Origin of the sequence: Pantoea sp. JK (assembly GCF_026130245.1) — a bacterium.
Taxonomy (GTDB): Bacteria; Pseudomonadota; Gammaproteobacteria; order Enterobacterales; family Enterobacteriaceae; genus Pantoea; species Pantoea trifolii.
The window spans coordinates 97048-117588 of sequence record NZ_JAINFN010000006.1 but is presented as its reverse complement, the minus strand read 5'-3'; the positions used below and the strand labels follow the sequence as shown (position 1 = coordinate 117588).

Here is a 20541-nt window from a genome sequence, read left to right as displayed (position 1 = left end):
GATGCAGTCTGAGTTGATACCTGCTGAACAGGGCCGAGATAAGTACCATTTTCACTACGGTAAATGCAACCCCCGGCGTGATAGCGCAAATCTTATTCAGGTTAGTAGCATAAAATGCTGACAAAGGTTAACAGCTATAACTCGCTGTTATGAAAAGTGTTAATTCGATAATTTTCAGCATAGCTATGCAATATTGCGCAAAAAGCGGCCCGGCGCGTTTGCTGATTATTTGCACAGAAGAACCAGAAATCTCTTAGGCTTAAAGCAGAAAATCGGACTGATGGCGCGGCGTTTTGACTCTGCGTTCGTGAGGCATTTGGCGGTGATAACAGGTCGTGATCCAGACTACAAAACAGAAACAAAGCCCTGTTGCGGTCTTCAATTAACCATTGATTGACATATGATTAACATCTTCAAGGAGGTCAGCCATGAGCCAAATACACAAGCATCCCGTACCCGCTGCCATTGCAGCGAATGCTCTCATTAATGCCGATCAGTATGCGGCGCTGTATCAACAATCGGTTGACGATCCCGACACCTTTTGGGGTGAGCAAGGCAAAATCCTCGACTGGATTAAGCCTTACAGCAAAGTGAAAAATACCTCCTTTGCCCCCGGCAATATTTCCATTCGCTGGTATGAAGATGGCGAGCTAAACCTCGCCGCTAACTGCCTTGATCGCCATTTGGCCACGCGTGGCGACCATCCTGCCATCATCTGGGAAGGCGACGACGCCAGCGAAAGCAAAACCATTAGTTTCCGCGAACTGCATGCGGACGTCTGCCGCTTTGCCAATGTGCTCGGCAGCCTGGGAGTGAAGAAAGGCGACGTGGTCGCGATCTATATGCCGATGGTGCCCGAAGCGGCCGTGGCGATGCTGGCCTGTGCGCGCATTGGCGCGGTGCACTCGGTGATCTTCGGTGGCTTCTCACCGGAAGCGGTTGCTGGACGCGTGGTCGATTCCAACGCCAAACTGATCATCACCGCCGATGAAGGCGTGCGTGCTGGTCGCAGCATTCCGCTGAAGAAAAACGTCGATGATGCTCTGAACAATCCCAACGTCACCACGGTGAAAAATGTGGTGGTGTTTAAGCGCACCGGTAAAGACACCGGCTGGCGCGAAGGCCGCGATCTGTGGTGGCACGATCTGATGGCGAAGGCCAGCGATCAGCACCAGCCGGTTGCTGTTGATGCCGAACATCCGCTGTTTATCCTTTATACCTCCGGCTCCACCGGCAAGCCGAAAGGCGTGCTGCACACCACCGGCGGTTATCTGGTGTATGCCGCCAGCACCTTTAAGTACGTGTTTGATTATCATCCGGATGATGTTTACTGGTGTACCGCCGACGTCGGGTGGATCACCGGTCACAGCTATCTGATATACGGTCCGCTGGCGTGCGGCGCAACCACGCTGATGTTTGAAGGCGTGCCGAACTGGCCGAAGCCGAGCCGCATGGCGGAAGTGGTGGATAAACATAAGGTGACGCTGCTGTATACCGCGCCAACCGCGATTCGCGCGCTGATGGCCGAAGGTGATAAAGCGATTGAAGGTACCGATCGCAGCAGCCTGCGCATCATGGGTTCGGTGGGTGAACCGATCAACCCGGAAGCCTGGGAGTGGTATTACAAGAAGATTGGCGACAGCCGTTGCCCAATCGTCGATACCTGGTGGCAAACCGAAACCGGCGGCTTCATGATCACGCCATTGCCGGGTGCGACCGAACTGAAAGCCGGTTCCGCCACCAAACCATTCTTCGGCGTGCAGCCTGCGCTGGTGGATAACGAAGGCAATCCGCTCGAGGGCGCGACCGAAGGCAACCTGGTGATCGTCGATTCCTGGCCAGGCCAGGCGCGTACGCTGTATGGCGATCACGATCGTTTCGAGCAAACCTACTTCTCCACCTTCAAAAATCGCTACTTCAGCGGTGACGGCGCGCGCCGTGATGAAGAGGGTTATTACTGGATCACCGGTCGCGTCGATGACGTGCTGAACGTTTCCGGTCACCGTCTTGGCACCGCCGAAATTGAGTCGGCGCTGGTGTCGCATCCGAAGATTGCCGAAGCGGCGGTGGTGGGCATTCCGCACAGCATCAAAGGCCAGGCGATCTACGCGTATATCACGCTCAACCACGGTGAAGAGCCGTCGCCAGAGCTGTATACCGAAGTGCGTAACTGGGTGCGTAAAGAGATTGGCCCGATTGCCACGCCGGATGTGCTGCACTGGACCGACTCGCTGCCAAAAACCCGCTCCGGCAAGATTATGCGTCGCATTCTGCGCAAAATCGCTGCCGGCGATACCAGCAATCTCGGCGATACCTCTACGCTGGCCGATCCGGGCGTGGTAGAGAAATTGCTGGAGGAGAAACAGTCCATCTCAATGCCGTAAGCGGCATTGACCCGACGGAGAGTGTCAGCCTGTCCCCGGCAGGCTCCTCTCCGTCACCTTTACCTTACGCCGTATGCTTTTCACCATCGCACAACCTATATAACTAGAATATTCAGATGGTTAAATCACTTTATTGTGAGATTGCTGTCTGCCTTGCCTCTGGAGAAAATGTGATGAACGAAACCCCTGAACAGGAAGCAGTCTGGCAACAAGTCGAGAATAATCCGCGCTTTCATGAGCTGGTGCACAAGCGCCAGGCGTTTGCGCTGCTGCTCAGCGTGATCATGCTGGTGCTCTACATCGGCTTTATTCTGTTGATCGCCTTCGCACCCGGCTGGCTCGGTACGCCGCTGCACGCCGGCACTAACGTCACGCGCGGTATTCCGATTGGTGTCGGTTTAATCGTGATGTCATTCGTGCTGACCGGCGTCTACGTGTGGCGCGCCAACGGCGAGTTTGATCGTCTGACCAAACAGATCCTGAGCGAGGTGAAATCATGAAGCGCCTGCTTTCAATATTTCTCGCGGTAGTGCCCGCCAGCGTGTTTGCCGCCGATGCCATTACCGGCGCGGTGCAACGGCAAGCCACCAACTATGAAGCCATTATCATGTTCGTGGTGTTTGTCGCGGCAACACTCGGCATCACGTATTGGGCTTCCAAACGTACCCGCTCACGCAGCGATTATTACACCGCAGGCGGCAATATCACCGGATTCCAGAATGGCCTCGCCATCGCCGGTGACTTTATGTCCGCCGCCTCCTTCCTCGGTATTTCTGCTCTGGTTTACACCTCGGGTTACGACGGGCTGATCTACTCGCTCGGCTTCCTCGTCGGCTGGCCGATGATCCTGTTTTTGATTGCCGAACGGCTGCGTAATCTCGGGCGCTATACCTTCGCCGATGTGGCCTCTTATCGCCTCGCGCAGAAACCGATCCGTACGCTGTCGGCTTGCGGCTCGCTGGTGGTGGTGGCGCTCTATCTGATTGCGCAGATGGTGGGTGCCGGTAAGCTGATCCAGCTGCTGTTTGGCCTCGACTACCATATCGCGGTGGTGATGGTCGGCATTTTGATGGTGCTGTACGTGCTGTTCGGCGGCATGCTGGCGACCACCTGGGTGCAGATCATCAAAGCGGTGCTGCTGCTGTTTGGTGCCAGCTTTATGGCGATTATGGTGATGAAAGCTGTTGGCTTTAGTTTCAATACGCTGTTCACCGAAGCGATGGCGGTGCACCCGAAAGGCGCGGCGATTATGCAGCCTGGCGGGCTGGTGAAAGATCCGATCTCGGCGCTCTCATTAGGTCTTGGTTTGATGTTCGGTACCGCCGGTTTGCCGCATATTCTGATGCGCTTCTTCACCGTGGCTGATGCGCGTGAAGCGCGTAAAAGCGTGTTCTGGGCCACCGGCTTTATGGGCTACTTCTACTTCCTGACCTTTATTATCGGCTTCGGCGCGATTTTGCTGGTGGGAGCGAATCCCGCCTTCAAAGACGCCAGCGGCGCATTGCTCGGCGGCACCAATATGGCGGCGGTGCATCTGGCGAATGCGGTCGGCGGCAGCCTGTTCCTCGGCTTTATCTCGGCGGTGGCCTTCGCCACCATTCTGGCGGTGGTGGCCGGTTTAACACTGGCGGGCGCGTCGGCGGTTTCACACGATCTTTATGCCAGCGTGATCCGCGAAGGTAAGGCGACGGAACGCGATGAACTGCGCATCTCGAAGATCACCGTGCTGGTGTTGGGCGTGGTGGCGATTGCGCTGGGGATTCTGTTTGAGAAACAGAACATTGCTTTCATGGTCGGCCTGGCGTTCTCGATTGCTGCCAGCTGTAACTTCCCGATCATTTTGCTGTCGATGTACTGGTCGAAACTGACCACGCGCGGCGCGATGGTGGGCGGTTGGCTGGGACTGATTACTGCGGTGCTGCTGATGATCCTTGGCCCGACGATTTGGGTGCAGGTGTTGGGGCATGAGAAGCCGATTTATCCGTATGAGTATCCGGCGCTGTTCTCAATGCTGGCGGCGTTCATCGGCATCTGGCTGTTCTCGATTACCGACCATTCAGCACGCGGGGCGCAGGAACGTGCTCGCTTCCGTGGGCAGTTTATTCGCTCGCAGACGGGGATTGGGATTTCCCAGGGTAAATCGCATTAAGTCCGTGCTGGCTTCCCCTCACCCTCTCCCATAAATGGGAGAGGGAACCGATCGGCGCGTTTTTCTCCTTCTCCCGCTTGCGGGAGAAGGCCGGGATGAGGGACAGACCGCACCCAAACAAAAATGGCGACCCATTGGGCCGCCATTTTTCATTTTAATTCAGATGATTAGAAACGCAGTGACGCGCCGACGTACGGGCCATCGACCAGTACGTTATCTTTGCGGCTGCCTTTATTGTTGAGCTCAATGTACTGATAACCCACACGCAGGTTCAGTAGAGAGATCGGCGTGAAGCTCAGGCCGCCCGACGCTTCCTGGTAGCTATCAAGACGATCGGAGAAGGCTTCTGGCGCATAGTAATATTCGCCGTACAGACCCCACATGCTGTTGAAGCTGTATTGTGCTGCGCCACCGACTGCCACGGTGAAGCCATCACGACCATCTTCCGGATGGGTGAACAGCGCTTTCGCAGTAGGTGCAATGCGGAAATCGCCCACGTCGATGTTATAGCCGAGGCCCGCGCCGTAGGTGCTGCCATCGTGATCGCTGCGCAGCCAGTTGCCTTTCAGGAACAGGCCAGGTGAAGTGGTGCCGAGGCCAAGGTTCAGGTTGGTGCTATGCTCACCCACGTCAACACTGCCCTCAATTGCCTGCGCGCCGCTGCTCAGCAGTGCCAGACCCAAAACGCTTCCAGTAACAAGTTGCTTTAACATGTGATTCCACTCCATGAAGGACAATTAATTCGGCGGCAAGGGTACCAGCCTGGCGACGAGAGACAACATTATTTGGAAAGCTTTACGTAAAAATGGATTACAGCGGGGGGAAGATGGCCCCGAGGGGCCATTTGTAAGACTAGAAACGCCAGGCTGCGCCAAGAAAAAGACCATCAACCGAACGATGAGTAGTATTACTGCTCAAGCCACTGCCCAAGTAGCGGTAACCGGAACTTAGCGTTAACCAGTGGGCTGGTTGGTAGTAAATTCCCGCCTCAAACTGATGCAGGTGCTCCAGGTTATAATTGCCGACATTTGGCGACATGCTGAAATCGAGGTAGAGCCAGGTATGATTAGCTTGCGGCAGCGGAGCCATCGCACGGATACCTGCATTTGCCCCGAAGCTGGAGGATTTATCATGGTTCAACTCAGCCCAGAACACGCCTACGCGAGGAATGATTCGCAGTGCGCCCATAGCGACACCATATCCCAGATTCGCGTCAACTAATTCTGACTGATGTTTTGCATTCACATACTCAATCCCATATTGCAGGCCTGGCGCGGTTTTTTGGCTATTGATTGCGGCAGCAAAGAAATCACTACCACCCTTTACGCCGATTTCCTGAGCGATTACCCCAGCGGAGGCCAACAGCAGCCCCATTGCAAAATACTGACTTTTCATTTTTTCGCTTCCTTATCGTTTAAGCGGGCAAACAATAAGCAAAGCGATGTGGTTGCAATATGAGCAATGACTCAAAACAAAGGCATTATGACACCCATAATAAATGGTTCAGCAGCGGCGCCAGAATCACCGTCACGACGCCAGACAGCATCATCACCAGGCTGGACACCACGCCTTCCTGCTGGCCGAGTTGGTAAGCGCGCGCGGTACCTGCGCCATGTGATGCGGCGCCAAATCCCGCGCCTTTGGCGACGCCTTGTTTGATAGCGATACGCAGAAAAAGTACATCACCCACCGCCATGCCAAACACGCCGGTGATCACCACAAACAGCGCCACCAGATCCGGCTGGCCGCCAATCGGCTGCGCGGCTGCCAGCGCAAACGGCGTGGTGATCGAGCGTACCGCCAGGCTGCGCTGGATGGTTTCCGGCAGCGTCAGCAAGCGCGCCAGCCACACCGAGCTGCATACCGCCACCAGCGTGGCCGTCAGCACGCCTACGCTGAGCGACAGCCAGTGGCGCTTGATGATGTCGAGGTTCTCATACACCGGCACGGCAAACGCCAGCGTGGCCGGACCGAGCAACCAAATCAGCCAGTGACTTTCGGCGATGTAATTTTTCCAGCTGACATGAGTGAGCAGCAGCAGCGCCACCAGCACCAGCGGCGTCAACACCAGCGGCATCAATAGCAGCGTGCGCCAGCGCCGATAGATAATCTTGTTGAGGTAATAGACCAGCAGCGTGAACGTCAGACACAGCAGGCTAATCAACAGATCATTCATGATGCACCTGCTTACGCGCGGCGCGCGCCAGTTCGAAGCGGTATAAACGATCGACCACCAGTGAAGTGGAAGCCAGCACCAGCAAGGTACTGACGCCAATCACCACGCAGATGCGCCAGCCTTCGCTGCGCAGCAAATCGCTGTAGTTCACCACCGCCACCACTGCCGGAATAAAGAACAGCAGCATTTCCGCCAGCAGCCAGTTAGCACCGGCTTTCACCCAGCGCAGCGGCACGATGCGCGTCATGATTAACACCAGCAGCAGCACCATGCCAACCACATTGGCCGGCAGCGGCAGATGCAGCCAGCTCACCAGCCTGTCGCTAAAAATAAACAACCCGACATACAGCACCAGCTGCAGCGGAACAAACGTACGTTGCAGGAGATCCGTTCTGCGCGGACTTAATGCCATCATTGTCTTGTACCCTGAGGAAGAATTGAGGTGTCCAGTATAAATCCGCCGCAAACTGTGAAAGAAATGAATTAAAATCATTCAAACTATGCCAAAAAGGAATGTTTATGGACGTGCGCGCCCTGCGCTACTTCACTGAAGTGGTGCGTCAGCAAAGCTTCACCCGCGCCGCTGAGAAGCTGTTCGTGACGCAGCCGACCATTAGTAAAATGCTGCGCCAGCTGGAAGAGGAGCTCGGCTGCACCTTGCTGCTGCGTGAAGGTCGCAAACTGCATCTTACTGATAGCGGCCAGGCGGTTTACCAGCGCGGATTGGTGATTCTGCAGGAATTCCACCAGCTCGAAGCGCAGTTGGGCGACATTAACCAGTTGAAAACCGGCGAGCTGCGGCTGGGTATTCCGCCGATGGTCGGCATGCAGATGGCCGGATCGATCTCCGCCTTTCGCCGCCGTTATCCGGGCGTACAGCTGAAAATATCCGAGTTCGGTGGATTGACGGCGCAGCAAGCGGTACTGAGTGGCGCGCTGGATATCGCCCTCACCGCGCTGCCGATTGAGCCAGAACTGCCGCTCAATACGCTGGAGCTGATGCACCATCCGCTGTGCGTGCTGCTGCCGCGCAGTGAACAATGGCGCGATCACCACACAGTCGGTTTGGCGGAGTTAGCCGAACATCCGCTGCTGATCCTCAATGAAGAGTTCGCGCTGAATCGCCAGATCCGCAAAGCGTTTCAACGCCAGAACCTGACGCCGACGATTGCGTTGCGTAGCGCGCAGTGGGATTTTCTCGCCGCGATGGTGCAGGCGGGCATGGGATTGGCGATTCTGCCGGAGCCCATTTGTCAGCGGTTGGATAAACAATCGCTGCTGTGGCTGCCGCTGGAATCGGAGTTGCAGTGGAGTTTAGGGTTGATTTGGCGCGAAGGCAGTTATCTGTCGCGCAGCGCCGAGGCGTGGATTGAGTGTTGCCGTGAACATTGGCCGGATAGTGCGCCGCGGCTGTCGGTGTGAAAACGGCCGCAGCGCATTAATGTCGATAGGTCGCCATGAATGGCGACCCTACGTTTGGCTTGCTGCTATTCCTCTTTCTCTATCAGCAGCGCTTCCAGCAGATCGAGATCGTGCAGCAGTTTCTGCATCGTCTCGTTGGAGATCTCCTGCGTAGCGCGCAGATGATAAACCTCGGCACGCTCGGCACGCAGCGCATTGAGGCGGAAACGACGTTCGAGGTTTTCGGCAAATTGCGCCTGTTCGATATCGTTTTTGCCCTCCGCGCGGCGACGCAGATTACCAATCACGCGCAAACTAACCTCTTTCAGCAGTTCCGGATCGATGTTCTCTTCGGTGTCGGTTTCGAGACGCTGCTCCATTTTATGCAGGCTCTCAATCGCCACGCCCGCCATCGCAGCACGCGCAAACTGAATCTCACGACGATGGCCGACCTTGTCGATGCTCTCAACGTCACGCAGCAGAATCGGCAAGATCACCACACCCACCAGCAGTGACACCAGGATTACCCCGGTGGCGATGAACACCAATTCATAGCGCGCCGGGAACGGATCGCCGTTGCTGAGGAACAGCGGAATCGACAGCACACCGGCCAGCGTGATGGCGCCGCGTACCCCGGCAAAAGAGGCAATCAGCAGTTCACGCAGCGAGTAGTTGGTAAACTCCAGCGGCTTCTTTTTCAGCAGACGCATACTGGTGCGCTTCATGATCCACAACCAACCGAAACGCACTACCATCAGCGCGGCGTAGACCAACAGAACGTCGGTAAACAGCATCCACAGTTCGACGTTGGGATCGGCTTGCGCCTGCGCAATCGAGGTGGAAAGGATGTCGGGCAGCTGCAGGCCGAGCATCAGGAACACCATGCCGTTGAACACGAACTCCAGCATCTGCCACACGCTGTTCGCACGCAGACGCATCGCCAGCGGTGCCTGGCGGATAATGCCGGAACGCGTGATGGTCATACCGGCGGCGACGGCGGCGAGGATGCCCGACACGCCAAGGTGTTCCGCAATCAGGTATGAGGCGAACGGTAACAGCAGCAGCAGCACGGTTTGGGTTGCCGGGTCATCACCGCTCCAGCGGCTTAGCAGACGCAGTGAGCGGCCATACAGCCAGCATATCGCCACACCGGCAACCAAACCGCCGACCGCCACTTTGAGAAACTCGACGCTGGCGCCGCCCCACGTAAACACCATGGTGCCCATCGCCACCGCGACGGCAAACTTCAGCGATACCAGACCCGATGCGTCGTTCATCAGGGCTTCGCCCTGCACAATCGACATGATTTTTTTCGGGATGCGCCCTTCACCGACAATGCCGGACAGCGCCACGGCATCGGTTGGCGACAGCACCGCCGCCAGCGCAAAGGCGGGAATCAGCGGAATGCCTGGCACCAGCCAGTAAATCAGGTAGCCAATCCCGACCACGGTGATCAGCACCAGAACCAGCGCCAGCCCCATGATTTCTCGACCGTGATGCAGGAACTCGTTAATCGGCGTTTTCCAGCCATCTGCGAACAGCAGCGGTGGAATGAACAGCACGAGGAACAGTTCCGGATCAAAATCGACATGCAGGCCGAAGACGGGAAACGCGAGCAGTGCACCGGCGGCAATTTGTACCAGCGGCAGGGGAATTTGAAACGGCAGAATACGTGCCGCCACGCTGGAGAGTGAAACCACCAGCGTCATGATGAGAATAGTAAAGAAGATTTCCATGCTTTCCTTAGGCGAATCAATTTCATTAAAGCGATGTTGTTGCGTGGGAAAGTGTAAAACAAAACGCCGCACAGCGGGGCAACCCGATGTGCGGCGTGGCGCAGAAAGCGAATAATCCTGGAATTATTCAACTTTGAGGTCAGATGGCCCAGCCACCGGCATAGAACGCCACCAGCGCAACAGCAATCACCACTGTACCAACGTTCAGCTTGCGCCACTCGCCGGCAAACAGGCGGCCAATCACCAGTGAAGCGAAGCCGAGCATGATGCCGGTGACAATGTTGCAGGTCAGCACGATGAACACTGCGGTCAGCAGGCCGGACATCGCATCAACGAAATCGTTGAAGTCGATTTTTGCCACGTTGCTCAGCATCAGCAGGCCAACGTACATCAATGCTGGAGCCGTCGCGTAAGCGGGAACCAGGTAGGCTAGCGGTGACATAAATAGGATTACCAGGAACAGTAAACCCACTACAATCGCCGTCAGACCGGTTTTACCGCCCGCCGCCGTGCCCGCCGCCGATTCGATGTAGACCGCAGCCGGTGAAGCGCCAACCAAACCAGCGAACAGGCTGCTGACGGAATCGGTGGTCAGCGCACGACCGCCGTTGATGATCTGCCCCTCTTTATCCAGCAGATTTGCCTGGCCTGCTACCGCGCGAATGGTGCCGGTGGCATCAAAGACTGCGGTCATCACCAGCGCCAGCACGCTTGGCAGCACCACAGGTTGCAGCGCGCCCATGATATCAAGGCTAAACATCGCCGATTGCCCGTTGGCATCCTTCAGGCTCGGCATGGCGAACAGGCCTTGGTAGGTCACTGCTGGATCGAAAATCAGGCCAAGAATCGAGATGGCGATGATGGTCAGCAGAATACCGCCTGGCACGCGGCGTTTTTCCAGACCGAAAATAGCCGCCAGGCCAACCAGCGACATGATCACCGGGAACGACGCGAACTGACCCAGCGCCACCGGCAAACCCGCAGCCGGGTTTTTCACCACCAAACCAATGCCGTCAGCGGCGATCAGCAGCAGGAACAAGCCGATACCGACACCGGTTCCGTGCGCCACGCCCATCGGCAAATTACGCAGAATCCACGCACGGATACCAGTGACCGAAATCAGCGTGAACAGTAAGCCCATCAGGAACACTGCGCCAAGCGCCACCGGCACACTGATGTGCTGGCCAAGCACCAGGCTGAAGGCGGTGAAGGCTGTCAGCGAGATGGCGCAACCAATCGCCATTGGCAGGTTGGCCCACAAGCCCATGATAATCGAACCAAAGCTAGCGACTAAGCAGGTGGCAACGAACACCGCCGTTGGCGAGAAGCCCGCTTTGCCCAGCATGCCGGGCACCACGATGACGGAATACACCATCGCCAGAAACGTTGTCAGACCCGCCAAGACTTCCTGACGCACGCTGCTGCCGCGTGCAGAGATATTGAACCAGGCGTCCAGTTTTCCACTGGCCGGGCGCGATTCGCCAGACATAATTCTTCCTCAATATTTTTGTGATGTGAGTCGCCGCGCGGCGCACGTTTGCTGTTCCCTGATGGCGGATTTTCATGACGAAAATCCAGGCAAACGTTTACGTCGCCGCGTATTCCAGGCCGTAAAAGGGGACGCGGAAAAAAGGCAAACGATTATCTGGCGTTTGCCATGGGGTTTTCAACTCCTAATCGCGGGCATGACAGGATAAATCCAGGCTTTCGCCCCGTAGGGTCGCCATTCATGGCGACCTGGCTGAACTTAGCGGCTCAACTCAATCTCACCACCCTGCTGGATTGCACGTTGCCAGGCAGCGCGCTGCTGCATGGTTTCCAGCCAGCGGGCGGTGGCGGGCATATCGTGCAGTGAACCACGCAACTGCAGCGCCAGCAGCGGAAAGCTCATCTGCACATCGGCGATACTAAAACGTGAACCGGCAAAAAATGGATGCTGCGTAAGATGCTCTTCAATCACGCTGCCGTGCAAAGCCAGCTGCTTATTCAGCCAGGCTTTCTGAATCCCTTTGCTCAGCGCGATACCCGCCGGACGCAGCAGCCACGGGACCGGCTTTTTGCCAAACTGCGCAAACACCAGCTTCATTACCAGCAGCGGCATCAGCGATCCTTCCGCGTAATGCAGCCAGTAACGCGCCTGAATCTGTTCATCTTCATGGCTCAGCGCCAGCTGATGCTCGCTGTCGTATTTGAGTTGGAGGTATTCGAGAATCGCGCCCGACTCGGCAATCACGCGATTGCCGTCGGTAATCACCGGTGATTTACCCAGCGGATGCACTTTCTTTAACGAATCGGGTGCCAGCAGAGTGTTTTCACGCTGATAGCGTTTGATTTGGTAAGGCACCGCGAGCTCTTCCAGTAGCCATAACACGCGATGCGAGCGGGAGTTTTCCAGATGGTGAACGGTGATCATACGGTTTCCTTGCCGGTAAAAGTGTTCCGCCAAGTATAGTCGATCAGCGTTTTTGCTCGTCTTGTTCCGGATCGAGTAGCACCGCACCCGAACCTTGCTCGCCCAGGCGGTCACCCGGATTGCGTAGCGGGCAATCGCGCATCGATAAACAGCCGCAGCCAATGCAGCCATCCAGATCGTTACGCAGGCGCGTCAGGGTTTCGATGCGTTTATCCAGCTCCTCGCGCCAGTGTTGCGTCAACGCGTCCCACTCCTGCGTCGACATGCGCTTATTGGCCGGCACATGTGTCAGGCTGTCGCTCACCGTCGCCAGCGGAATGCCGATGCGTTGCGCAATTTTGATTATGGCCACGCGACGCAGCACGTCACGGCTGTAGCGACGTTGATTGCCGCCGTTGCGCGAGCTGAAAATCAATCCTTTGGTCTCATAGAAGTGCAGCGCCGACACCGCCACACCGCTGCGCTTCGCCACTTCACCCGGCGTTAAAACCGGCTTCGGGTAATTGCGTTCTTTTTTCATTTAGGGCCTTTACCTCAAGTTAACTTGAGGAATTATACTCGCACCCCAGCAAAACTTCGAATTTCTCACCAGGCAAACAACATCAGAAGGATGAGGCTATGATGCAACAGGAAATCATTCATTCGCTGTCCAACTGGATCGATCAGAATCTGGATAAAGCGCTGTCTATTGATGAAGTCGCGGCAAAATCAGGTTACTCAAAATGGCACCTGCAGCGTATGTTCCGTGCCGTCACGAAACAAACGCTGGGTGGCTATATTCGCGAACGTCGTCTGACGCTGGCCGCTGAAGCGCTGCGCCAAACTCAGCGTCCGGTGTTCGATATCGCGATGCAATACGGTTATGACTCGCAGCAGACTTTCTCGCGCGTGTTCCGCCGTCAGTTCTCACAAACGCCTACCGCTTATCGTCACACCATGCGTCGCCAGGCGATGATTCAGCGTCCACGCTTGCTCAGTTTTGACTGTGCAGACAACAACATGACCAGTTTTGCCCAGCGTACAACCGGCGAGTGCTGCCCGGTTAGCTAACCTTTACTGCGCGCCCCTTGCGGGCGCACCTCGCTTTTCCTGCCTGCTTCAGCCTCCAGTTCGATAAAAATCTTTCTACCATACCAGGTATAAATTTTGTTCAAAATTTAAAATCGAGTGATATAATGTGAGCCAAGTCACACTTTCCTGTATTCAGTAAGACGGCCTGAAGGACTTCCCTGACCTTCCTTCTTCGCCGCCAGTGATGTCGATTGAATGTCGGGGATATCACTGATTCTAAGAGGTTTTTGCAGATGGCCACCTTAACCACCAGTTTAATTGTTATGCGCTGGGAACTCCTGAGTGCGGTAATGATGTTCTTCGCCAGCACCATGAAAATTCGACTGCGTCAGAACAGTCATCACGTGATGGCGCTGCTGTGCGGTGGTATTGGCGTGGGCATGTCTTGCTGGTTTGTCACCGGCCTGCTCGGTATCACGCTGAGCATGGAGAATCTGCATAACTTCATGGAAATCTCCAAAAACGCCTTTATTGAAGTGATGAGCCAGACGCCAACCGATTGGCCAATGCCTTAATCGCCGCCAATAAAAAACCCCGCCGAAGCGGGGTTTTTTATTTTGCTGTGTGATACTTAAATTTTCTTCAATACGGCAGGAATGGTTACTTCCGTCACCGTGATGCCCGGTATCTTCGTACCGCGACGATCCTGAATCCACATATCACCCATCATCTGATTGAGCCCGCGATCCAGACCGGTCACCAAACCCGCGCCTGGCGTAAAGGTCAACTCGCCGAAGTAGATCTGTTCTTTATCGATGTACCAATCCACGCGCACATAATCGAAATCACTCGCCAGCTTTTTACTCAACGCCAACGCGTGCTGCAACGAGGCCATTTGCGGCGTCACGTCCAGACCGGTATCACGAATTTTATGATACGCCTCGTTGAGGTTGTTGACGTAAAAGTTCATCGACAACAGCGGATTGCAGCGGTTGTAGATTACCTGCAACACATACTCAAAGCTGCCGTCGCGCTTGTTGAACATGTGGAACTTGTAGTCAATCGGCGCCGATTTACCATCGCCAATGTACTGCTCCACCAGAATGCGCGGCTTGATGTAGCGATAGTGAATCTCGCGCGCTTCGTTGGCGAAATCGGTCTTCAGCCAGCGATGGCAGTCGCTAATAATCTGCTGCTTCTTCAGGGCATCCGGCTCTTCCAGCAAAATCTCCACCATGTTAGAGGCGTGATTCGGCTTGATAACGGTATTTTTCCAGCTCGGCAGCGTGTGCAAAGAGCTGGGATCGCTGGTCTCGTACACCAGCGGGATCAGGTATTCGCTGCCCACTTTCTCGGCGATATATTCGCGCACCGAATATTTGTCCGACAGACGACCATACATCTGATAATCGCCATGGATGAATTTGCGGTACAGCACCTTCTCGTTAAACACTTTCGGCTCACGCAAATTGGGCAGTTTGCGGAACTTATGAAAATAGTAGATACGATCCTGGTATGCCCAGGGCATCTTCTTGATGAAGTACTGCACGCTTCTTCTGAGTTCATCTTTCAACTTGAGCATATCTGACCTCATTTGTAGGTTTTGTAGTTGAGTGAGGAAACCTGGATTTTTTGGATGACGCCGTTTTTGAAGAAGTAATTCATTACGGTAAGAGACAGCAATTCTGAGATGAAAACGCTCCATGCGGCACCCATGATGCCGTAGCCCTGGATCAGCCACCACGACAGCGGCAAGCTGATCACCATCAGGCAAACAATTTTCTTCAACAGATAATTAAACCCGCCTTCTTTGACCATGTAGCGATACGCTACGGTCCCCATCGCCGAAAAGCAGGTCGCTAACGACAACAACGTAATGAGACTTCCTGACTGTGTGTACTCGTGACCATATAAAGCGATGATGATTTTTTCGCCGTACATTGCGATCACCGCTAACAACAACAATGAAACACCCATGACATAACCATTAAGCCGTGCTGTCAGCTTGATGGCGGCTTCTCCACGCTCGCGGAAGATTTCCGAAAAGCAGGAAGTGATGATGGCGACCGGGATAAAAATCCAGGAGGCCGAAATGGTATTGGCGGCGGCAAACAGCCCGAGATCGCGCGCCGAGGCGATGCCCGCCAGGAACATCTGTGCCGCTTTCACCTGCACCGAGATAAAGATGCTGGAGATGGCCAGCGGTAATCCGGCGTACAGCAAATAGCGCAGATAGGTGTTGCGCTTATCCTGCGGCGGCGCCACGTCCTGATTTTCGCGGTAAAAGTTAAAACGCTTAATCACATACGGCACCAGCGTGACGGCGACAATCGATACTGTCAGCCACAGCGGATTGAGGTGCAGCCAGGCAATGGCAAAACTTAAGCTGAAGCCCAGCAGCAAACCGACAGAGTTGGCGATGGTGTTCAGTCGCGACGCTAAGCGCGCATTGTTGTAGACACTGAAGGTGTCCTGCGTCACGAAAACCGAAGAGATAAACGAGGCCAGTGCAAAGGCGAGGAAGTTTTCCTGCATGTTGTACCAGACCCAAATCAAGACGGGCAGCGATGTGAGCAACAGCAAAACCATGCGCATGTTGCGCGCTACGGTCATCAGGCGCAGCCCTTTCGGCGCACTCTTACTGATACGTTTAAACAGAATGGTTTCCGTACCGAAAATCGCCACGGTCTGCACCATGGAAAACAGCGAGGTCGAAAACGCCATTTGGCCAAAGATGGTTGGACCAAAGGATTTTGCCACGTAGGAGGTCACAAATATGACGCCGAACACGGAGACGATCTTTTCAGACATCATCCAGGCGGCATTAGACATTACGCTCAATTTCATTGACTGATCCTTAGTATTACGAACTACAACAACTTTCGGTACAACGTCCTTGAAATGAATTAACAAGCGCTCAGTGGGCCTGACTTAATTTATTAACTTCAAACCAAACTGGTCCGAAAAATGAGACTCGCGTCAGCAATTAGGAATTATATTCAGGAAAATTCCGATTATATCCGGTGCGAAACTCGGTGGATGTAAACGATTTCAGCTTAAATTCTAAGCAAAGGTTTACTGGCACACCCTGACATTTCTGCAAGTGGTTTATGCCGATTTTCCAATGAATGTAGTATTTTTCTGCATTTGGGATGGAGAGAATTTATATCAAAAACCTAAAGCCAGGAAGGCGTTCAATGCCATTCGGAATAAAATAAGATTTATCCCATGATGATATTTCTTCTAAATATCTTAATTTAACCCTCGCAATTCAAATCGCGCACTTTAATACTGAATTAATAGTGTTTTTGCAGTGCCAGATATTAATACAGTAATTCTCATCCACTAATTGATAAGAAAGGTAATAGCATTTATGAGAAAGTCACGATATAGCGAAGAGCAAATCACAAATGCCATTAAAGCTTCTGAAACGGGAGTGAAAGTCAGGGAGATTTGTGAGGAGCTTGGCATTTCCGAGGCCACTTTCTATAGCTGGAAGAAGAAGTTTTCTGGGCTCTCTTCCGAGGAAGGTCGCAAAATCAAGGAGTTGGAAGATCAGCTTCTTAACCTCACGCGTGAACTGCAATCTCTGAGTTCCGATAAAGAGATGCTGCAAAGCGTATTGAAAAACTTCTTTACCACGAATGAAAAGCGTCAGGCGGTTAACTTTCTGCAAACGACATTCGACATAGGTACCCGTCGTAGCTGTCGTTTACTGGATATTAGCCGTAGCGTTTATCATTATCCTGCAGGAACAGATAATCGCTAACACCATTAAGGCCGATGTTATTTGACTTAATGCTGAGATTTGTTCTTACCAGAAGATATGAAGATCATTTAATACGGCGTTCACAACATAACAATTCGCTCCAATTTTTCCTGATGAATACCATCGCGGAATTGCTTCCTTTTTTGCGGTAAAATAGATTCACATCAGCAAAAGTCTCTCTATTCAAGCCATTCAAACGAAGTCCAATCTCATTTCGGTGAGATTGGCGCTTCAATTATTACTTTACCAACATTAATCATCAGCCCTGAATGCAGACAATTCTGTTAAGCATTAATGAACAACGGTGTGTAACCGTTCACACATAACCTCTGTTATTAACTGGACCTACTCCTGAATTCATTCATCATTCGGTTGACGCGCGTAGACCAGCATTCCTTATCAAGCCGCCAGGAATAACCCTGATAAGAAAGGTTATCGAGCCTAAACAATAACAGCCAAAAAGTGGGGGATAAGTTAAATTACTGCACCCTATTCATCGTTACGCTTAATGGTTTTTTGCCAAAGATTAATGGAATCTTTCTTAACATCGCCCTATTCCCTTAAGCAAAAAGTGGCTTTCGAGTGCCAATCTTCAGTGCCAAACGGCAATAAACGGTAGGTTAGATGCATGTTTTTCCGCCTTAACGCGCCGGTTTTTTCCACTTTAGGGCCCGCTATAGCCAGGAAGAACGAAGATTAATGAAGGTTTAGTGCGCCTTCATACGGCCAAACACTGTCGCGCGGGACGCAGCGACATGTCTGTTTATGACAAATCAGGGCTGAAAAAGCGGCTGAAATAAGCCGAAAAGTTATATCGACGGCCTGGTCAGCGTCAGAAAGCGGGATTAGAGGTGTGAAAGAGGTTGGTCAAATTCTTAAAATACAGCGGAGTACGCTGCCGAAATGTTTTTCAGCAGCGCTCATTGATGACTTATACCGCTGTAATATGCGGCTGAGGTTTAATGCGCATTGCGTAGATTACGCCAACAATCAAACAGCCAATGCCGACCGCAGTTAACAGCGGCGGCCAGCTTTGTCGCCACAGGAATGTCCACAGCAATCCGGCTAAGGTTTCGAACACAATCAGCGGCCCCATGATCACCGTTGGTACGCGTTGGCTGGCAGCATTCCAGCAAAGTGTGCCCAGCCATGAGCAGATCAGCCCGATACCTAACATTAATAATAGAAAGCGTTGCGGCTGCGGCCCGAAGGGCAGCGCAAACGCAGGTTGTTGCCAGTGGAGCTGTACGCAGACCAATAGATAGAACACCAACGCCTGCGGCAGCGTCACCAAACCTTGTGCCGTCGCCCAGCTGGATGGCTTATGCTGAGGGTGCGCGCGCAACCATAAACCATTACGCAGCGGATACCATGTCCAGCATGCCACCGCCAGAACCGCTAACCCTAAACCGGTGAGATAGCGCGACCAATCAAAATCGGGACCTTGCGTCTGAAGTTCGGCGGCATTCACGCAAGCCAAGCCTGCGGCAATAATCAGCAAAGCTGGCGTCAGTTTGCGCCACGGCAAACGCCCTTCAAGATGGCCATAACAGAGATTGGCCGTCACGGTAATCACCACCGGCAAGGTGCCGATAATCATGGTCGAAATGGGTGCGCCGGTGCGCTGAATCGCGCTGGCGAGAAACGCGTAATAAAGCAAATTGCCAATCAGCGACAGCTTCAGTGCTTCAATCCAATCTTTGCGCGCCAACTGACGCAAACGACGGCGATCCAGCCAGGCCAGCGGCAATACAACCAATCCAAAGGCAACGTAGCGACCGGCGGATTGTAAGGGGCCCGGATAATCCGGTATCAGCAGCGGACCCACAAAGATCAATCCCCACATCAATCCCGCTGCCAGCGCAAACAGTATTCCAGCAAACATAAACTCTTCCTTTATAGGCATTCCGCTGCAGTGTGACGCAGGCGGAGGCGAAAGGCTTGTAGCAGATTGCGGTTAGCGTGAAGGGAACACTTGTTTTTGATAGCGGCCCGGCGTGATGCCGTAGCGATGCGCGAAAGCGCGGGTGAGATGTGCCTGATCGGTAAGTCCGACCGATGCCGCGACGGTTGCCGCACTGTCGCCGCGCGCCAGCTGCTGCTTCGCGGCGAACAGACGAAAAGCCATCAGCATTTGATGCGGCGTAACGTGGAAGTGCTGTTTGAAACTGCGCAGGAAATGCCACGGCGACAGGGATGCCAGCGCAGCGAGTTCTTCAAGCCGTACCGGTTCGGCGAGGTTTTCACGCAAATAGTCTCTTACCGCATCAAAGCGATGTGCACCTTCGGCAGGTCGTTGCTGTCCCTGACGCGCCAGCGGACGCATTAACTCCAGCAGTTCAAGCAAATTGCTTTCGCGCTCCAGTGTGGTTTCCGCCTGCCACATCTGCGCCAGCAGTTGCGAAAACGGCTGCGCCAGTCGCGCATCGGTGCGCAGCGCATCGGTGAACCACCAATCACGGTCGCCGGTCAGACGATCCATCTCACGCGGATCGATATAGATCATGCGATAGCGCCAGCCTTCGTCGCAGGCAGATTCACCGGTGTGCAGTTCATCGGGATTCATCATCACTAACGAATGCTGTGGCGCGGTGTAATTGGCGCCGCGATAGCGAAAACGCTGGGCGCCGGACTCAATCGTACCGATGCCAAAGGCTTCATGGGTATGCGGTTCAAAAGCGTAGCGGGAGATGTGCGCCTGATACAGCTCGATGCCCGGCAGCTCAGCGAAATGCTGAAACTGCGCACGATCTTGCTCACAAGGAAAGATTTCAGGAACCACCTTCACAACACACCTCCGGAATAAAAGCGCTTATAAGCATGCGCGGCAGTGGCGAGAAATGCAAAGGTGAATTGCTTTACCTCTACGCGTCGGCAATCCACACTGAGGCTTCAAACTTAGGAGAGTGAAATGGCGAATCGAGTCGTAGTTGTGGTGGATATGCAAAATGGCGTGCTGGCAACGCCGCGTTTTGATCGCGCCGGACGCTGTGAGCGAATCAATCAGTTAACCGCTGCGGCCGATCAGGTGATCTTCATCCAGCACGTTGGGCCAGGTTTAGAAGTTGATTCAGTTGGTTGGGCGATTGTGCCCGAGCTGCAGCAGCAAGCCAACGCCATCTTCATTAATAAGACCGCTTGCGATAGCTTCTGGCAAACCGATCTCGCCGCTCAACTCGACCAACTCGACATTAAAAGCTTCGTCATTTGCGGCTGCGCGACCGATTACTGTGTCGATACCACCATCAAAGTCGGCGCCAGCCTCGGCTATCACATCACCGTCGCCGCCGATGCGCATACCACCGCCGACCGCACGTATGTTTCCGCGCAGCAGCAGATCAATCAGCACAACGAAGTGTGGGCCGATTTGATTATGCCGGACAATCCGGTGCGGGTGCGTGAGACGGAAGCGTTATTGCGGGAATGGCGACCGCATTAAAGGTTCTGCTATTGAAAACTTCTGACAAGTGTCAATAATAGAGTATGACATTTGTCAGACTTG

General features: G+C 54.0%; 20 protein-coding genes. 8 read left to right on the top strand and 12 right to left on the bottom strand.

What is annotated here, in order from left to right:
• The first annotated feature begins 428 nt into the window (after positions 1-428).
• From acs to actP, 3 genes are all read left to right on the top strand, one after another.
• The gene (acs, locus tag PanJK_RS14630) at positions 429-2384 is read left to right on the top strand and encodes an acetate--CoA ligase (RefSeq protein ID WP_265300689.1); all 1956 of its coding nucleotides are present in this window, start codon (positions 429-431) and stop codon (positions 2382-2384) included.
• A 173-nt stretch (positions 2385-2557) separates the two neighbouring features.
• Positions 2558-2884, top strand: coding sequence for a DUF485 domain-containing protein (locus tag PanJK_RS14625; protein ID WP_256698171.1), 327 nt, complete (start codon positions 2558-2560; stop codon positions 2882-2884).
• Positions 2881-4533, top strand: a complete 1653-nt coding sequence (gene actP, locus PanJK_RS14620) for a cation/acetate symporter ActP (protein WP_265300686.1) — start codon at positions 2881-2883, stop codon at positions 4531-4533. The genes PanJK_RS14625 and actP overlap by 4 nt, the downstream gene beginning before the upstream one ends.
• Before the next feature lie 167 nt (positions 4534-4700).
• Here the strand turns inward: actP and PanJK_RS14615 are convergent, their stop codons facing one another.
• The 4 genes from PanJK_RS14615 to PanJK_RS14600 all read right to left on the bottom strand — a co-directional run bounded on the left by PanJK_RS14615 (position 4701) and on the right by PanJK_RS14600 (position 7124).
• Positions 4701-5246, bottom strand: a complete 546-nt coding sequence (locus PanJK_RS14615; RefSeq protein WP_008109987.1) for a YfaZ family outer membrane protein — start codon at positions 5244-5246, stop codon at positions 4701-4703.
• Between the two features lie 139 nt (positions 5247-5385).
• Positions 5386-5928: a YfaZ family protein gene (locus tag PanJK_RS14610; protein ID WP_265300683.1), complete on the bottom strand. Its 543-nt coding sequence runs from the start codon at positions 5926-5928 to the stop codon at positions 5386-5388.
• Positions 5929-6013: 85 nt separating this feature from the next.
• Entirely contained in the window at positions 6014-6709 is a 696-nt protein-coding gene (locus PanJK_RS14605; RefSeq protein ID WP_256698168.1) for an LrgB family protein, read from the bottom strand.
• A complete protein-coding gene (locus PanJK_RS14600; protein WP_256698167.1) occupies positions 6702-7124 on the bottom strand; it encodes a CidA/LrgA family protein in 423 nt (140 codons plus the stop codon). Before PanJK_RS14600 ends, PanJK_RS14605 begins: the two co-directional genes overlap by 8 nt.
• Before the next feature lie 104 nt (positions 7125-7228).
• Between PanJK_RS14600 and PanJK_RS14595 the strand changes: the two genes are divergently transcribed.
• Positions 7229-8131 carry a LysR family transcriptional regulator gene (locus PanJK_RS14595; RefSeq protein WP_265300680.1) on the top strand — a complete coding sequence of 301 codons (903 nt, stop codon included), beginning with the start codon at positions 7229-7231 and terminating at the stop codon, positions 8129-8131.
• 65 nt (positions 8132-8196) lie between these two features.
• Here the strand turns inward: PanJK_RS14595 and PanJK_RS14590 are convergent, their stop codons facing one another.
• The 4 genes from PanJK_RS14590 to soxR form a co-directional block, all read right to left on the bottom strand.
• Positions 8197-9846, bottom strand: coding sequence for a Na+/H+ antiporter (locus PanJK_RS14590; RefSeq protein WP_256698164.1), 1650 nt, complete (start codon positions 9844-9846; stop codon positions 8197-8199).
• 139 nt (positions 9847-9985) lie between these two features.
• On the bottom strand, positions 9986-11335 hold the full coding sequence (locus tag PanJK_RS14585; RefSeq protein WP_265300677.1) for an NCS2 family permease: 1350 nt from the start codon (positions 11333-11335) through the stop codon (positions 9986-9988).
• A 258-nt stretch (positions 11336-11593) separates the two neighbouring features.
• Positions 11594-12259 carry a glutathione S-transferase family protein gene (locus PanJK_RS14580; RefSeq protein ID WP_265300675.1) on the bottom strand — a complete coding sequence of 222 codons (666 nt, stop codon included), beginning with the start codon at positions 12257-12259 and terminating at the stop codon, positions 11594-11596.
• Between the two features lie 43 nt (positions 12260-12302).
• On the bottom strand, positions 12303-12779 hold the full coding sequence (gene soxR / locus PanJK_RS14575; RefSeq protein WP_008109977.1) for a redox-sensitive transcriptional activator SoxR: 477 nt from the start codon (positions 12777-12779) through the stop codon (positions 12303-12305).
• A gap of 98 nt (positions 12780-12877) precedes the next feature.
• Between soxR and soxS the strand changes: the two genes are divergently transcribed.
• Both soxS and PanJK_RS14565 read left to right on the top strand, forming a co-directional pair.
• Complete coding sequence (gene soxS, locus PanJK_RS14570; RefSeq protein ID WP_036649992.1) at positions 12878-13309, top strand: superoxide response transcriptional regulator SoxS; 432 nt, start codon at positions 12878-12880, stop codon at positions 13307-13309.
• Positions 13310-13563: 254 nt separating this feature from the next.
• Entirely contained in the window at positions 13564-13845 is a 282-nt protein-coding gene (locus tag PanJK_RS14565) for a YjcB family protein (protein ID WP_008109973.1), read from the top strand.
• Positions 13846-13901: 56 nt separating this feature from the next.
• Here the strand turns inward: PanJK_RS14565 and PanJK_RS14560 are convergent, their stop codons facing one another.
• Positions 13902-14852, bottom strand: a complete 951-nt coding sequence (locus tag PanJK_RS14560; RefSeq protein ID WP_008109972.1) for an ATP-grasp fold amidoligase family protein — start codon at positions 14850-14852, stop codon at positions 13902-13904.
• Positions 14853-14860: 8 nt separating this feature from the next.
• The gene (locus tag PanJK_RS14555) at positions 14861-16117 is read right to left on the bottom strand and encodes a polysaccharide biosynthesis C-terminal domain-containing protein (protein WP_008109971.1); all 1257 of its coding nucleotides are present in this window, start codon (positions 16115-16117) and stop codon (positions 14861-14863) included.
• A 526-nt stretch (positions 16118-16643) separates the two neighbouring features.
• Between PanJK_RS14555 and PanJK_RS14550 the strand changes: the two genes are divergently transcribed.
• Entirely contained in the window at positions 16644-17039 is a 396-nt protein-coding gene (locus PanJK_RS14550; RefSeq protein WP_008109970.1) for an IS3 family transposase, read from the top strand.
• Positions 17040-17970: 931 nt separating this feature from the next.
• Here PanJK_RS14550 and PanJK_RS14545 read toward each other — a convergent pair.
• Complete coding sequence (locus PanJK_RS14545; RefSeq protein WP_265300669.1) at positions 17971-18924, bottom strand: DMT family transporter; 954 nt, start codon at positions 18922-18924, stop codon at positions 17971-17973.
• Positions 18925-18996: 72 nt separating this feature from the next.
• Positions 18997-19827 carry an AraC family transcriptional regulator gene (locus tag PanJK_RS14540; RefSeq protein WP_256698160.1) on the bottom strand — a complete coding sequence of 277 codons (831 nt, stop codon included), beginning with the start codon at positions 19825-19827 and terminating at the stop codon, positions 18997-18999.
• Positions 19828-19950: 123 nt separating this feature from the next.
• Between PanJK_RS14540 and PanJK_RS14535 the strand changes: the two genes are divergently transcribed.
• A complete protein-coding gene (locus PanJK_RS14535) occupies positions 19951-20478 on the top strand; it encodes an isochorismatase family protein (RefSeq protein ID WP_265300666.1) in 528 nt (175 codons plus the stop codon).
• Positions 20479-20541 lie beyond the last annotated feature (63 nt).